A 14659-nucleotide genomic window follows, 5' to 3' on the forward strand; every position below is an offset into this window, starting at 1 on the left:
ACACTCACCCGCTCGTGTTCACGACGCGCGCGACGAGGTCGCGCACACGCGCAGAATCGGGCACGTCGCCAAACAGGATGCGGTATATGATCGGCGCCACGACCTGGTCCATGACGGCGTCGACATCCGGAAAGATCTCGCCGCGCGCCCTTGCCCTGTCGGCGATGAAGGCGATCTGCTGACGCGTATATTCCGCGCATTTACAGGCGTTTTCGCCCGTCTGCGCAGCCAGCACGTCGCGGATCATTTCGCGGCCTGGTCCCGAGGACATTTCCTCGGCATATTGATCTGCCCAGGCTTCGAGGTCGGCCTTGCCGCTGCCGGCATCGATCGGCTGCATATCCGGCCGCAGCCGCTCGACGGCGACGTCAGCGAGAAGCTCCTGCAAATCGCCCCAGCGGCGATAGATGGTCGACGGCGTCACCCCCGCCTTGGCGGCGATCAACGGGATCGTCACCTCGGCGCGATTCATCTCGGCGAGCAGCTCGCGAACCGCCTTGTGCACCGACGCCTGAACCCGGGCGCTGCGGCCGCCCGGGCGGAGATTCTCTTTCACTGCCATGCCTGCAACCTGACCTTCGTCCCGACATCGATTGTTCAAAATCTTTGACAGGAGCATAAACGCAAATAATTTGCTTTTGCCACGCGCCTATCCTACATGGAGCTAACGCAACGGCTTAGCTTTAAGGGCTTATATATGTTCGCCGCAGCCAAATCCACAGAGAATGCGCCGCGCCCCTCGATTGGTTTCCATGCGCTGACGCTCGCTACCTTCTTCGGCGCCTCCTCGGTGCCGACGCCGCTCTATCGGATCTATGAGGAGAACTTCTCGATTTCGCCGGTGCTCATCACCGTGATCTTCGCCGTCTATGCCTTCGCGCTTTTGGCGGCCCTGCTGACCGCCGGGTCGATCTCCGATCATCTCGGCCGCAGGCCGGTGATCTTTTCCGCTCTGCTGCTCGAAATGGTCGCCATGGTACTGTTCGTCGTCGCCAGCGGCCCCGGCTGGCTGATCGCGGCGCGGATCGTCCAGGGCATTGCCACCGGCATCGCCGGCGCCTCGCTCGGAGCAGCCCTTGTCGATGTCGACCGGGCGAAGGGACAGATCGTCAATTCGATCGCGCCGCTTTGCGGCATGGCGCTCGGCGCGGTCGGCACCAGTGCCTTGATACAATATGGGCCTTTCCCGATGCATCTCATCTATGCACTGCTGCTCATTGTCTTTACGCTGCAGGCGGCCGCCATCTGGCTGGTGCGTGAGACTGGCAGCACGCGGCCGGGGGCGCTCGGCTCGCTGGTGCCGCGGGTTTCCATTCCGCCGCAGGCGAAAAGGCCGCTCTCGCTGGTGACGCCGATCAATATCGCCAATTGGACGCTCGGTGGCTTTTACCTTTCGCTGGTCCCGTCGTTGATCGCCAGCACCACGGGCAGCACCGCACCGTTGACGGGCGGGTCGATCGTCGCCGCCTTGACGGCAAGCGGGGCGATCGCCGTCTATCTCAGGCGCGGCAAGACGGCCGCGGCCAATCTCCTCTTCGGCGTGTCGGCAAAAACGCTCGGCATCCTGACGGTCGTTGCCGGCGTGCACCTTGCCAATGTGCCGCTGCTGCTTATCGGCACGATCTTCACCGGCGCCGGTTTCGGCACCAATTTTCTCGGTTCGATCGGCACCATCATGCCGCTCGCCAAGGCTGACGAGCGGGCCGGGCTGCTGTCGGCCTTCTACGTCCAGAGCTACCTCGCTTTCAGCCTGCCGGCGATCCTTGCCGGCTTCCTTGCGAAATCCGCCGGCTACGCGCTGACAACGGATATCTATGCGACGGCGATCCTGCTCTTGATGGGCGTCGGAATCATGGGCATTCGCGCCGGCCGGCGGAAGGTGGCAGAGAAAGCCGCCTGATATCGGAGTTCACGGTTCAGATCGAGCAGCGCGCGGCCGCCGCCATCCATGGCGAAGGGCACGGAGGCATGCAGATGGGCCACCAGCCACCGGCCGTCCTGCTTGACGAGGCCGAGGGTCTGGCGGAACCAAAGATCAACCTCGCTGCCGTCGATCTTGGTGCCGGTCATATGCATGAGGCCGCTCCAAAAAGCGACACCCTCGCCGACGGTCAATTTAGCGTCTCGCACTTCGCCGCCGATCGGGCCTTCCCAGGTGTCGAACCAGCCCTGAAGGCCCGCCGCGTCCTTGCCATTGCTGGCGAGCGGCGGCGCCAGCGAAAACTCGACAGAATCCTCGGTCTCGTGGGAAAGCACCTCCTCGGCGTTCTTGTCCCCCAATGCCTTGGCGCGCATCATCAGCATGGCGATGATCGCCTCTTCCTCATGTCTGGCATTCGCTTCGTCGTTCATGTCCGCTCTCCTTCTCCGTTATGGACAGAGGACGAACGAAAGGGGGGCGATCCGACAATGATGCGTTTCCAGTCAGGGGCAATCCGAGCGGAAACCGCTGCGCAGTTTGCCAGGTTGCTTCAGAGATAACTCGTCACTTCAGGCTCGTTCCACCAGGCGTCGTGCCTGCCGTCGTAATAACGGACCGGCAGTGCCGCCAGTTCCTCCGGCCCGATATCGTCCAGACAGGCGATGTTGATCGAGACATAGGCGCCGCCGATCGCTTCGATGTAACCGTCGCCGAAGGCCGCCACGCCGCAGGTGCGGCAGAAGCGGTGATGACCGCTCATCGTGTTGAACTGGTAATCCGACGTCTCCGCCTCGTCGCACATCAGCCGGAAATCCTCCGGTTTGACGTTGGCGCCCCAATATCGACGCTTGCTGCAGATCGAACAATTGCAGCGGCCGGTGCCCTCTTCGAGATCCATGTCCACCTCGTAACGAACATTGCCGCAATGGCAGCTTCCCCGATAGGTCTTCTTCATGGCGCGCTCCTCCTTCAGCGTTGCATCAGGTGCCTGGATATGACAATATGTTGTCACGATGGATGAGATACAAATCAGACAACATGTTGTCAAACGAAATCGACCAGAGCGAACGATCGAAGGAGATGCCTTCTCCGCTTTCGCGATCACGGCGTTACGCCTCGCCGGCCACCTAACGGCAGCCGGCGACCGATTGGCAAAACCTGCCGGACAAACGAGCGCCCGTTGGCAGGTGCTGGCCGGGGCAAGGCGCGGCGACATGTCTGTTGCGCAGATTGCCCGCGCACTCGGTCTCGCCCGCCAAGGCGTGCAGCGGCTTGCCGATGTGCTGGAAGGTGAAGGGCTGATCTCCTATGCCGATAACCCGCAGCATCAGCGCGCCAAGCTGGTGCTGCTGACGGCCAAAGGGGCGGAGCGGCTGGGTGCAATCGAGATGGCCCAGGCGGGATGGGCGAACGAGGCGGGTGCTGCATTTACGCCAGCCGAGCTCGAAGCCGCGTGTGCGGTGATGGAGCGTGCGATGGAGATACTGGAGAGCGACGAAGGGCATCGCGGCTGAGCATTCCTCGCCTCGTGGCGAGCGGCGCCGATTGAGCCCACAGCACCGCTCGGCCGGAAACGAAAAAGGCCGGGCGAGCCCGACCTTCCCAGTCATCTCGACGGACCGTGCCAGTACATCCGTGGTCACGATCCGGAGATGATATTCAAAGCATTTGAAAGGCTCAGGCCGCCTGAAGGCGGTCTGCCGACATCTTGCCGGACTTGTTGTCGCGGACGAGCTCGTAAGCCAGCTTCTGGCCATCCTTGAGATCGCGCATACCGGCGCGCTCGACGGCCGAAATGTGGACGAAAACGTCGGCTGCGCCGTCATCCGGCTGAATGAAGCCGAAGCCCTTGGTTGCGTTGAACCACTTTACCGTACCAGTGCTCATGACGATATCCTTTTCGAATCGCTCATAGAAGATTGCAGCCCGGATAATACCGAGCGGCGATGAAACCGATTTTGGAGGGAGGTCGTCAGGAACGACGCGAGCGCCGTTTCAAAGTTCATCTAGCAAGATCGATGGGCGGGATGTAATTGCAAATTGTGTCGGCGGCAAGGCGCCGGCAAGGAAAAGTGGAATTCGTGTTTGGCGGCATCGGAGGCTTCGTCGGCGTCGCGCCCTCCCCTCTGCCGGCAAGGCAGAGGGGATGACGCTTTGCTGCGAAGCTTCAGCAAGGCGGCTTATGCCGCCGCCTTCGCCCCCGAATAGGGATCAAACCGTCCGTAAAACGTCTCGCCCTTGGCGGCCATATCCTTCAGCAGCGACGTCGGCTCGAAATGTCTTCCGTAAGCCGACGCTAGCTTTTCTGCGAGCTCGACGAAAGTCTTGACGCCCATCCCATCGATATAGCTCAGCGCCCCGCCGGTATAGGGCGCGAAGCCGAAGCCGAGGATTGAGCCGACATCGGCCTCGCGCGGATCGGTGACGATGCCTTCTTCGACGGCGCGGGCGGCTTCGAGCGCGATGGTGACGAGGAAGCGTTGTTTGAGGACGGCGATATCGATCTCATCGGCCTTCTTCTGCGGGTAGAAGGTCTTCAGCTCCGGCCAGAGCGACTTCTTCGCCGGTTTCGGCGGGTAATCGTAGAAGCCCTTGGAATTCTTCCGGCCGGAGCGGCCTTCCTTCTCCACCATGCGGGAGATCAACTCCATGTGCCTGGGGTCGATTGCTTTTTCGCCGAGATCGGCGACAGTCGCCTTGAGGATTTTCAGCGAGAGGTCGATCGCCACTTCGTCATTCAAAGCCAGCGGCCCAACCGGCATTCCGGCCATCTTGGCGGCGTTTTCGATCATCGCCGGCGGCACGCCCTCGATCAGCATGTCGTAGCTTTCCGACATGTAGCGCAGCACGCAGCGATTGACGAAGAAGCCGCGGGTGTCGTTGACGACGATCGGCGTCTTCTTGATCGCCGCGACATAATCGAGAGCGACGGCGAGCGCCTTGTCGCCGGTTTCGCCTCCTAGGATTACCTCGGTCAGCATCATCTTTTCGACGGGCGAGAAGAAGTGGATGCCGATGAAATCGGCCGGGCGTTTGGAATTCTTCGCCAGCCCCGTAATCGGCAGGGTCGAGGTATTGGAGGCGAAGATTGCGCCCTCGGGCAGCACAGCTTCGACCGCCTCGATGACCGCTTTCTTCACCTCACGATCCTCGAACACCGCCTCGATGACGAGATCGGCATTGGCGAGATCGCCATAATCCGCCGAAGGCGTGATGCGGGAGAGAAGGGCCGCTGCCTCGTCCTGCGTCAGACGTCCCTTGCCGACAGAATCCTTGACCAGACCTTCGGAAACCGCCTTGCCCTTGGCGGCAGCCTCCATATCGCGGTCGATCAGCGTCACGGGAATGCCGGCGGCGGCGGTGACATAGGCAATCGAGGCGCCCATGAAGCCGGCGCCGACGACGCCGACATGCTTGAGCTCCGCCTTGGCAATGCCGGCCGGGCGGCGGGCGCCCTTGCCGAGCTCTTGCATGGAGATGAACAGCGAACGGATCATCGAGAAGGCTTCGCGGGTCTGCAGCACTTCGGTGAAATAACGCTGCTCGACCTTGAGAGCCGTGTCGAACGGCACCTGCAGGCCTTCATAGACGCATTTCAGGATGGCAAGCGCTGCCGGGTAATTGCCCGATGTCTCGCGGCGCAGGATCGCCGGCGCTGCCGGCCAGAGCTGGGCGGAAGCCGGCGTCCAGATGCCGCCGCCCGGCAGCTTGAAGCCCTTCTCGTCCCAAGGTGCGACCGGCTTCAGCCCATCCTTGATCATCTGCTTGGCGGCGGCGATCAACTGATCCGGCTCGACCACCTGATGGACGAGGTTCATAGCCTTGGCGCGCGAGCCGCTCAGCGACTGGCCCGTCGTCATCATCTGCAGCGCGTCCTGGGCATTGGCGAGCCGCGGCACACGCTGGGTGCCGCCGGCGCCGGGGAAAATGCCTACCTTGACTTCGGGCAGCGCGATCTTGACGCTCCTGGCATTGGAGGCGACGCGGCCGTGGCAGGCCAGCGACAGTTCGAAAGCGCCGCCCATGCAGGTGCCGTTGATCGCCGACACCCAGGGCTTGCCCGAGGTTTCGAGTTTGCGGAACAGGCCGCTCATCCGGCCGACCAGACCGAAGAGCGTCTGCACGGCCGTTTCCGGGCTCTTTGCCTTCTCGTCCTGGTAGGAGCCGAACATCGATTTGATCATCGAAAGATCGGCGCCGCCGGAGAAGGAGGATTTGCCTGATGTGAAGACGACACCCTTGACGGCGGCGTCAGCGGTCGTGGCATCGATGATGGCGTTGAGTTCTTCCATCACCTCGGCGGTGAAGACGTTCATCGATTTGCCGGGCATGTCCCAGGTGATGAGCGCGATGCCGTCGGCGTCGGTTTCGAGCTTGAAATTGGTGTAGCTGCTCATTGGGAATTCCTCTCCCTGAATTCTCTTGCGGTGAAGCCCCTTTCACAGGAAGAGGCTTTTTTCTGCCATCAGACACGTTCGATAACCGTCGCCGTGCCCATGCCGGCGCCGATGCAGAGCGTTACCAGCGCGGTGCTGAGGTCGCGGCGTTCAAGCTCGTCGAGGACGGTGCCGAGGATCATGGCGCCGGTGGCGCCGAGCGGGTGGCCCATGGCGATCGCACCGCCATTGACGTTGATCCGGTCGTGGTCGATGTCGAAGGCCTGCATATAGCGCAGTACGACCGCGGCGAAGGCTTCATTCAGCTCGAAGAGGTCGATGTCGGAGAGGCTCATGCCGGTCCGTTTCAGCAGTTTCTCGGTGACGTCGACCGGCCCGGTCAGCATCAAAGCCGGATCGGAGCCGATATTGGCGAAAGCCTTGATGCGGGCGCGCGGCTTCATCCCCATGCTTTCACCGCCGGTTTTCGAGCCGAGCAGAACGACACCGGCACCATCGACGATGCCGGAGGAATTGCCGGCGTGGTGGACATAGTTGATGCGTTCGATCTCGGGATGGGCCTGGATGCCGACGGCCTCGAAGCCACCCATCTCGCCGGGCATCTGGAAGGACGGGTTGAGCGAAGCGAGCGCCTGCATATCGGTGCCGGGGCGCATATGCTCATCCTTATCGAGGATCGTCAGGCCATTCTGATCCTTGACCGGGACGACCGATTTGTCGAACCAGCCGTTTTCCCAGGCGTGGGCGGCGCGCTTCTGGCTCTCGACGGCGTAAGCGTCGACATCGGTTCTGCTGAAGCCGTATTTGGTGGCGATGAGATCGGCCGAGACGCCCTGCGGCATGAAATAGGCCGGGAAATTCACCGAAGGATCCATGAACCAGGCGCCGCCCGACATGCCGAGGCCGACACGCGACATGCTCTCAACACCGCCTGCGATGACGATGTCGTCGGCGCCCTGGGCGATCTTGCCGGCAGCAAAATTGACCGCGTCGAGGCCGGAGGCGCAGAAGCGGGAAATCTGCATGCCCGGCGCCCTGGTGGAATAACCCGCTTCGAAAGCGGCGGCCTTGGGGATAACGGCGCCGGCATCCATCACCGGGTCGACACAGCCCATGATGATGTCGTCGACGGTGTCGGTGTCGAGCCCGTTGCGGTCGCGGATCGCTGCAAGCGTCTTGGCGGCGAGCCGGACGGAGGGCACCTCATGCAGGGCGCCGTCCTTCTTGCCGCGGCCACGCGGCGTGCGGACGTGATCGTAAATGAAAACCTCGGTCATAGTCTCATCTCCCTGGCGGCGCAGCGGCGCCGATGAATTTCAACTCCCCTTCTCCCCGGGGGAGAAAGTGGCCGACGATCGGATGATGGGCGGCTCGCAGAACACTCGGCCTTGCTTGCACTCGGCCTTTCGCTGCTTCGTCGCTTACCCCTCATCTCCTCCGGACATCTTCTCCCCGCTGGGGAGAAGGGGGATTCGTCTCAGAATGCTTCCGCGGCCAGTTCCATCATCGTGTCGGCGCCCGCTTCGATGCGGGCCTTACGAAGGGCGGTTTCCGGCATGATCCGCTCCATGAAGAATCTCGCGGTGATCAGCTTGTTCTTCAGGTAATCCTCGCGGTCTCCACCGCTGGATGCAAGGCCGTCCTCAGCGGCTTTCGCCATCTTCGCCCACATATAGCCGAGAACGACAAGGCCGAAGAGATGCATGTAGTCGGTCGAGCCGGCGCCGGCATTGTCGGGCTTGGCCATGGCGTTCTGCATGAACCACATGGTCGCGCCCTGGACATCGTTCAAGCCCTTCTTCAGATGCTTGGTGAAGAAGGAAAGCTTTTCGTCGCTGCGGTTCTCCTCGCAGAAATCGCCGATTTCCTTGAAGAGCGCCATGGCGGCGCGGCCGCCGTTCAGAGCGAGCTTGCGGCCGACGAGATCGAGCGCCTGAATGCCGTTGGCGCCTTCGTAGATCATGGCGATGCGGGCATCGCGGACATACTGGCTCATGCCGTGCTCTTCGATATAGCCGTGGCCGCCGAACACCTGCTGGGCCATGACGGTGTGATCGAAGCCCTTGTCGGTCATCACGCCCTTGAGGATCGGGGTGACGAGGCCGAGGACATCGTCGGCAGTCTGGCGCTCCTTCTCGTCGGTGGCGCGGTGGGCGATATCCGACTTCAGCGCGGTCCACAGCAGGAAGGCGCGGCCGGCCTCGTTGAAGGCTCGGATGGTCATCAGCGTCCGGCGGATATCGGGATGGACTATGATCGGATCGGCCTTCTTGTCGGGCGCCTTCGGACCGGAGAGCGAACGGCCCTGGATGCGGTCGCGGGCATAGCTCGCAGCGTTCTGATAGGCGATCTCGGAAATGGCGATGCCCTGCAGGCCGACCATCAGGCGGGCCTCGTTCATCATCACGAACATGGCATTGAGGCCGCGGTTTTCGGCGCCGATCAGGAAACCCGTCGCCTCGTCATAGTTCATGACGCAGGTGGCGTTGCCGTGAATGCCCATCTTGTGTTCGATCGCGCCGCAGGTGACGGCGTTGCGGTCGCCGAGGGCGCCGTCCTTGCCGACCAGGAATTTCGGGACGATGAAGAGCGAAATGCCCTTGGTGCCTTCGGGCGCACCCTCGATGCGGGCCAGCACAAGATGGACGATGTTATCAGTCAGGTCGTGCTCGCCGGCGGAGATGAAGATCTTCTGGCCAGATATTTTATAGCTGCCGTCCGCCTGCGGCACCGCCCTGGTGCGCAGCATGCCGAGATCGGTGCCGCAATGCGGCTCGGTCAGGTTCATCGTGCCGGACCAGGAGCCGTCGACCATCTTCGGCAGATAGTTGCTCTTCTGCTCATCGGTGCCGTGGACGAGGATCGCGGCGATCGCGCCCTGCGTCAGGCCGGGATACATCATCAGCGACATGTTGGCGGCCGAGGTATATTCGCCGACGGCGGTATGCAGCGTATAAGGAAGGCCCTGGCCGCCGAATTCCTCGGGCACAGCAAGGCCGATCCAGCCGCCGTCGCGATAGGCCTTATAAGCCTCCGTGAAGCCCTTCGGCGTCGTGACGCTGGCGTCGTCGTGACGCCTGCAGCCTTCCTGATCGCCGGAATAATTGACGGGAAAGAGAACTTCTTCGGCAACCTTGGCCGCTTCCCCGAGGATCGCCTCGATCATATCGGGCGTCGCGTCGGCAAAACCGGGAAGGTTGTTGTAGCGTTCGAGGCCCAGCACGTCGTTCAGGACGAAGAGTGTATCGTTCACCGGGGCCTTGTAGACTGGCATCTCTCAAATTCCTCCCATTCGGATGACCGGATCGCCGGCCTAGGCAACCGTCTTACAAAATATTGACGTTTGCGTAAACGTCAAATTTTGCATCTCGATCAGCTTCTCATGAAAAAATTCCAGAGCGCGAATCCGCAAGCCGTGATTGCGGAGGCAGCAGACGTCATCTCATCTTCCTTGTCCATTGGGGAATGGCGTATAAGTGCAAGCATCTTTCACTATGCATCGGGTGGGCCGGCATGATCAGTTTCGAGGCGATAAGGCAGCGCGCGGAGGAACGAAAAGGCGGAGCGGCAGCCCTCCAGGCCCTGCTGCAGAACCACCGGCCGGATCCCCACCGGCTGCGCACCATGCCCGACGACCGCATCCTGGCCGACATGAGCCGTCGCATCTTCTACAGCGGCTTCGTGCAGAAGGTGATCGATTCGAAATGGCCCGGCTTCGAGGCGGCCTTTTCCGGCTTCGACCCGGCGGCGCTGAATATCGCCCCCGACGATTACTGGCACGAACTGACGTCGGACGAGCGGATCATCCGCAACGGCGCGAAAATCATGTCGGTTCGCGCCAATGCCGCTTTCGTCAGAGAGTTGGCGAACGAATACGGCAGCGCCGGCGCCTTCTTCGCCGACTGGCCGCGAGAGGACCAGATCGGCCTTCTCGACCTGTTGAGCAAACGCGGCAGCCGGCTCGGCGGCATGACCGGCCAATATTTGCTGCGCGGCATCGGCCGTGACAGCTTCGTCGCCACGCTCGATGTGCTCGCCTGCCTGAGATCGGCCGGCGTACCGCTCTCCTCCTCCGGCACGACGAAGAAGGATCAGCAGTTGATCCAAAAGGTCTTCAACGACTGGGCCGAGGAGACTGGCCTTTCCTTCATCCACCTCTCCCGCATCAGCGCCTATTCGATCGACGCGGCGCGCTAAAAATTCCGGCCGGGCGATGACTAGCCGATCCGGCGAATCTCACGGCAATTGCCGCCGAAACCGGCCTTTTGAATGCAACCGTTAAAAAATTCTCATCGATATTAACGGCTTGTTTACCACGTTTCGTGAAAGGTGCGGATTGAGCCGTAGTGATCCGCATTCCTTTTCCCAGTCTCGCGTTTCCCAAGGATGCCGCTACATCGTTCAGCGTGAGGAAAGTCTAATTGGCTATCTTCTTATGGATGATGCGCTCCGGTTCGGGTGAAAGCGCGGACCACAGACGGAAAAGCCACGGATCGAGCTCTGACGAGAGGTCGAGCAGTCGAAGCGAGCAAGAAGATGAACGGATCGCGATCAAATCCTTCCCGACAGTCCGACAGGACCTCGCTCGATGCGCTGAACCGCACGATCGAAGGGCTAGAGGCGCGGATCGAAGGGCTGATGGGCAGCGGGCGCGATCAGCGGCCGCGCCCGACAACGGCCGAACGTGACCCGTACGCGGCCTCCAATGCGCCGCGCCCTACCCGAGCGCCGCTCGAGCCGCGGCCGGATCCGCTGGCGGAAATCCGCCAGCGCCAGCGCGCATTGGAAGCGGGCCGCGAACGCCCCTATGGGCGCGAGCAGGCCACCCAGCTGCGCGACCCCGCACCGCGCGCCGCCGCGCCACTCGCCCCCCCTGCCTCGCGCGCCGGCGACGACACGATGACCGAGATCGCCCAGGCGCTCGTCAACCTGCGCCAGGACCTGAAGCGCGACATTTCCGAGGGCGTGACCCGCGAGATGAACGCGCTGCGCGCCGAACTGCGCGAGATCAGGGCGACTGCCGGAGACAACCGTTTCGCCGACGACATCCGCGCCGACATGAACCGCCTTGCCCAGAGCATCAGCCAGCTGACCGGCCGCTCGAGCGGGCCGGAGGCCGCCGGCCTGCGCGAAGATTTCGAGGAGCTGCGATCGCTGATGGACGGGCTGGCGCGCGAGGAATCGCTGCGCCACATGGAAAACCGCTGGGACGGCGTCGAGAACCGGCTTGCCGCACTCGATACCGAGGGGCTGCAGCAAGAGCTCGTTTCGCTGGCCTACCGGCTCGACGACATCAAGCGCCATATCGGCGGCATGGGCGAAAGCCCCGCCGTTCGGGCCCTGGAAGACAAACTGATCGCCATCGCCACGGCGATGGAGCAGTTCGGCAACATGATCCAGCCGCATGACCGGGTCATGTCCGAGCAGTTTGCCGCCATGGACATGCGGCTCGACGAGATCAGCCGGGCGATCGCGGCAAGCGGACGCGCCGCCGCCGGCAACGATCCGACGCTGATGCAGCGGCTGGAAAGCCGGCTTTCGTCGCTCGCCGACCAGATTGACGTGATGAGCCATGATGCGGCCAGCCGGACGACGCCGGACGACGAGCTGGCGATGCGGCTTGAGGCGCTGACGGAACGTGTCGAAGAGCTGACCAAGGCGGAATCCACCTCGCGGCTCGACGAGCGGCTGGAACAGCTTTCCTACCTGTTGGAGCGCACGCAGAAGGCGGCCGCCCAACCGGACCTCACCGGACCGCTTTCCGACATCTCCCGCAAGATCGACGCGCTCGAGAACGGCGCCGTCAACGACGTACTGGCCCAACGGCTCGATTATCTTGCCCGGCGCATCGACGAGATGGCCTATCAGCAGCCGTCACCGGCCGCAGCGATCGACGACGGCGCCTTTCAGCGTCTCGAGGGACGGCTGAGCGATATCGCCGCCCGGCTTGAGGAGAGCACCGCAGCGGCGCCCACCGATCCGCGCGCGCTGAAGAACCTCGAAGACCAGATCGCCAATCTTTCGGCGCTGATGAGCCAGCCGCGCGAAAACGCTGAAATCCCGGCGGATCTCGACCGGCGCATGGGCGCGATCGAAGATTATATGGCGACAAGCGACGAATATATCATCGAGGCAGCGCGGCAGGCGGCGGAAGCCGTCGTCGAGGCCTATTCACGCAATGGCGGGCTGCAGGGCGTCGTGCCCGCCGCCGACATGTCGGCGCTGACGGCGATGGCCGAGGATCTGCGCCATCTCGAGGATATCAGCCGCGACAGCGAAGAGCGCACGCACAAGACCTTCAAGGCGCTGCACGAGACGCTGGTCCATATCGCCGACCGTCTCGACGGCATGGAAGAGCGCGGACGGCCAGTCGCCCAGATGCCGGTGGCCGACGTCGATTTCGATGTCGACCCTTACGCGCTGATCGTGGCCGAAGCCGCCCGGACGCCGGATGAGGCCCCGGCGGCGAAAGCCTCTCCGGTCATCCGCACGGCAGAGGTGGCGGCGGAACCTGCCGCCGCTGCCATGAGCGCAACGAGCGCAATCGCCATCGAAGCCGCAACACGGACGCCGGAGGCAGCGACACCGGCGCCGGCAAAAACCAGCCTGCTCGCCAGTCTCGGCAAGCGGCTGCGGCCCGGCAAGAAAGCCGAGGCGCGGACGAACGAACGACCGGTGATCGACCCCTCGCCGTCGATCGATCCCGCCGACGTCGTAACGACGGACGCGGCCAACGAACTGCTCGAGCCGGGCTCCGGCGCACCTGACGTCAAGAAGATCCTGGAACGGGTGCGCGCCAGCCAGAGCGCTCAACGCGGCAAACCTGCCGTCGAGACCAATCGCGCCGACTACATCGCGGCTGCGCGCCGGGCGGCACAGGCAGCCGCAATGGAAGTGGACGCCAATTCGAAGCAGGCGGCAGCCAGGGCCGAGAAGAAGGCCGCGAATGCCGACAAGGCCAACAAGACTGATAAGGCGGGCAAGATCAGCGCCTTTTCGCGCTATCGCCGGCCGATCCTTCTCGCCGTCGGCGCCGTGCTGCTCGCCATCATGGCCTTTCCGCTCGCCCGGACGCTGACGAGCGGCGAGCCGGCGCCGCAGCCGGCGGAAGTGTCTGCGCTGACGGGAGCGGCCGAAAATCCGTCGCCGGCCTTGCCGGAAGCGACGCCCGCGCAGCCGGACGGCACTGCGGAAACGAACGCTCCCGCAGCGGCGGCGACGCCTCGGGCCGCCGAACCGGCGCAACCGGACGCAACTCCGCCGGTTGCCGGCGAACCTCTGACCGATGCGGCGCCCCTCGACGGCGAAGGGGCTGCAACCCTTGCCCCCACCGGCTCGTCCAACGCAATGCAGGAAACATCGAGCTTCACCAGCCCGACCGTAACGCCCTCCGCGCCGCCGCAAGGCGCCATCACCATTCCAGACACCGTGCAACCGAAATCGCTTGCCGATGCGGCGCAGGGCGGCGACGCGCTGGCACTGTTCGAGATCGGCGCGCGCTATTCGGACGGCCGCAACGGCATGACCGTCGATCAGAAACAGGCCGCAGGCTGGTACCAGCTTTCAGCCGGGAAGGGTTTTGCCCCGGCGCAATATCGGCTCGGCAGCATGTACGAGAAGGGCAACGGCGTCGAACGCGACATCAACAAGGCGAAGGGCTTTTACGAACAGGCGGCGAACCAGGGCAATGCCAGCGCCATGCACAATCTCGCCGTCCTCTACGCCTCTGGCGCACTCGGCCAGCAGGATTATGCGACGGCGGCCTCGTGGTTCACCAAGGCCGCCAACCTCGGCATCACCGACAGCCAGTTCAACCTGGCAATCCTCTGCGCCCGCGGCAACGGCGTTCCGGCCGATCTCGAAGAATCTTACAAGTGGTTCGCGATCGCTGCCAAGGCCGGCGACAAGGATGCCGCGCAGAAGCGCGACGAAGTGGCCAACGCCATGAAGCCCGACCAGCTCGACCGAGCGCGCGCCAAGGCCGACCTCTGGAAGCCGCAGCCCCTCGACCACCGGGCCAACGGCATCGACATCCCCGACGAATGGGCGGGCACGGGCGTGAAGACGGCAACCGTCGACATGAAGAAGGCGATCCGCAACATCCAGGCGATCCTCAACAATAACGGCTTCGACGCCGGCGTGCCGGACGGCGAAATGGGCGCAAAGACCGTGACCGCGATCAAGAGCTTTCAGAAGTCGATCGGCCAGGAACCGGACGGTAAGGTGACGGACGCGACCGTGAAGGCATTGCTCCAGCACAACAAGCAGAGTGCCAAGGCGATCTGAGGCGTCGATTCAACGCGGAGATTGGCGAAACCTGCCCCTCATCCGGCTGCCGCCA

General features: G+C 63.2%; 10 protein-coding genes and 1 pseudogene. 4 read left to right on the top strand and 7 right to left on the bottom strand.

Annotated features, from left to right (window positions below; all coding sequences use genetic code 11):
• Window positions 1-4: 4 nt before the first annotated feature.
• On the bottom strand, window positions 5-562 hold the full coding sequence (locus tag GA0061105_RS07165; RefSeq protein WP_064693713.1) for a TetR/AcrR family transcriptional regulator: 558 nt from the start codon (window positions 560-562) through the stop codon (window positions 5-7).
• A 135-nt stretch (window positions 563-697) separates the two neighbouring features.
• Between GA0061105_RS07165 and GA0061105_RS07170 the strand changes: the two genes are divergently transcribed.
• On the top strand, window positions 698-1900 hold the full coding sequence (locus GA0061105_RS07170) for an MFS transporter (RefSeq protein ID WP_092749096.1): 1203 nt from the start codon (window positions 698-700) through the stop codon (window positions 1898-1900).
• A gap of 17 nt (window positions 1901-1917) precedes the next feature.
• Here GA0061105_RS07170 and GA0061105_RS07175 read toward each other — a convergent pair.
• Window positions 1918-2352: pseudogene (locus tag GA0061105_RS07175) on the bottom strand (YybH family protein); the annotation flags it as partial.
• A 119-nt stretch (window positions 2353-2471) separates the two neighbouring features.
• Window positions 2472-2876, bottom strand: coding sequence for a GFA family protein (locus GA0061105_RS07180; RefSeq protein WP_064693710.1), 405 nt, complete (start codon window positions 2874-2876; stop codon window positions 2472-2474).
• Window positions 2877-2934: 58 nt separating this feature from the next.
• On the opposite strand from GA0061105_RS07180, the gene GA0061105_RS07185 reads away from it, so the two are divergent.
• Window positions 2935-3435, top strand: a complete 501-nt coding sequence (locus tag GA0061105_RS07185; protein ID WP_092749100.1) for a MarR family winged helix-turn-helix transcriptional regulator — start codon at window positions 2935-2937, stop codon at window positions 3433-3435.
• A 163-nt stretch (window positions 3436-3598) separates the two neighbouring features.
• Here GA0061105_RS07185 and GA0061105_RS07190 read toward each other — a convergent pair whose 3' ends face one another.
• The 4 genes from GA0061105_RS07190 to GA0061105_RS07205 form a co-directional block, all read right to left on the bottom strand.
• Window positions 3599-3808: a cold-shock protein gene (locus tag GA0061105_RS07190; RefSeq protein WP_064693708.1), complete on the bottom strand. Its 210-nt coding sequence runs from the start codon at window positions 3806-3808 to the stop codon at window positions 3599-3601.
• Between the two features lie 293 nt (window positions 3809-4101).
• Window positions 4102-6318 (bottom strand): 3-hydroxyacyl-CoA dehydrogenase NAD-binding domain-containing protein, encoded by a 2217-nt coding sequence (locus GA0061105_RS07195; RefSeq protein ID WP_092749102.1) that lies wholly within the window; start codon window positions 6316-6318, stop codon window positions 4102-4104.
• 68 nt (window positions 6319-6386) lie between these two features.
• A complete protein-coding gene (locus tag GA0061105_RS07200; protein WP_064693706.1) occupies window positions 6387-7595 on the bottom strand; it encodes an acetyl-CoA C-acetyltransferase in 1209 nt (402 codons plus the stop codon).
• 200 nt (window positions 7596-7795) lie between these two features.
• Entirely contained in the window at window positions 7796-9592 is a 1797-nt protein-coding gene (locus tag GA0061105_RS07205) for an acyl-CoA dehydrogenase C-terminal domain-containing protein (protein WP_092749104.1), read from the bottom strand.
• Window positions 9593-9831: 239 nt separating this feature from the next.
• On the opposite strand from GA0061105_RS07205, the gene GA0061105_RS07210 reads away from it, so the two are divergent.
• Entirely contained in the window at window positions 9832-10515 is a 684-nt protein-coding gene (locus tag GA0061105_RS07210) for a DNA-3-methyladenine glycosylase I (RefSeq protein ID WP_092749106.1), read from the top strand.
• 339 nt (window positions 10516-10854) lie between these two features.
• The gene (locus tag GA0061105_RS07215; RefSeq protein WP_092749108.1) at window positions 10855-14604 is read left to right on the top strand and encodes a peptidoglycan-binding protein; all 3750 of its coding nucleotides are present in this window, start codon (window positions 10855-10857) and stop codon (window positions 14602-14604) included.
• Window positions 14605-14659 lie beyond the last annotated feature (55 nt).

The sequence above is a fragment of the Rhizobium aethiopicum genome, assembly GCF_900094625.1.
GTDB lineage: Bacteria > Pseudomonadota > Alphaproteobacteria > Rhizobiales > Rhizobiaceae > Rhizobium > Rhizobium aethiopicum.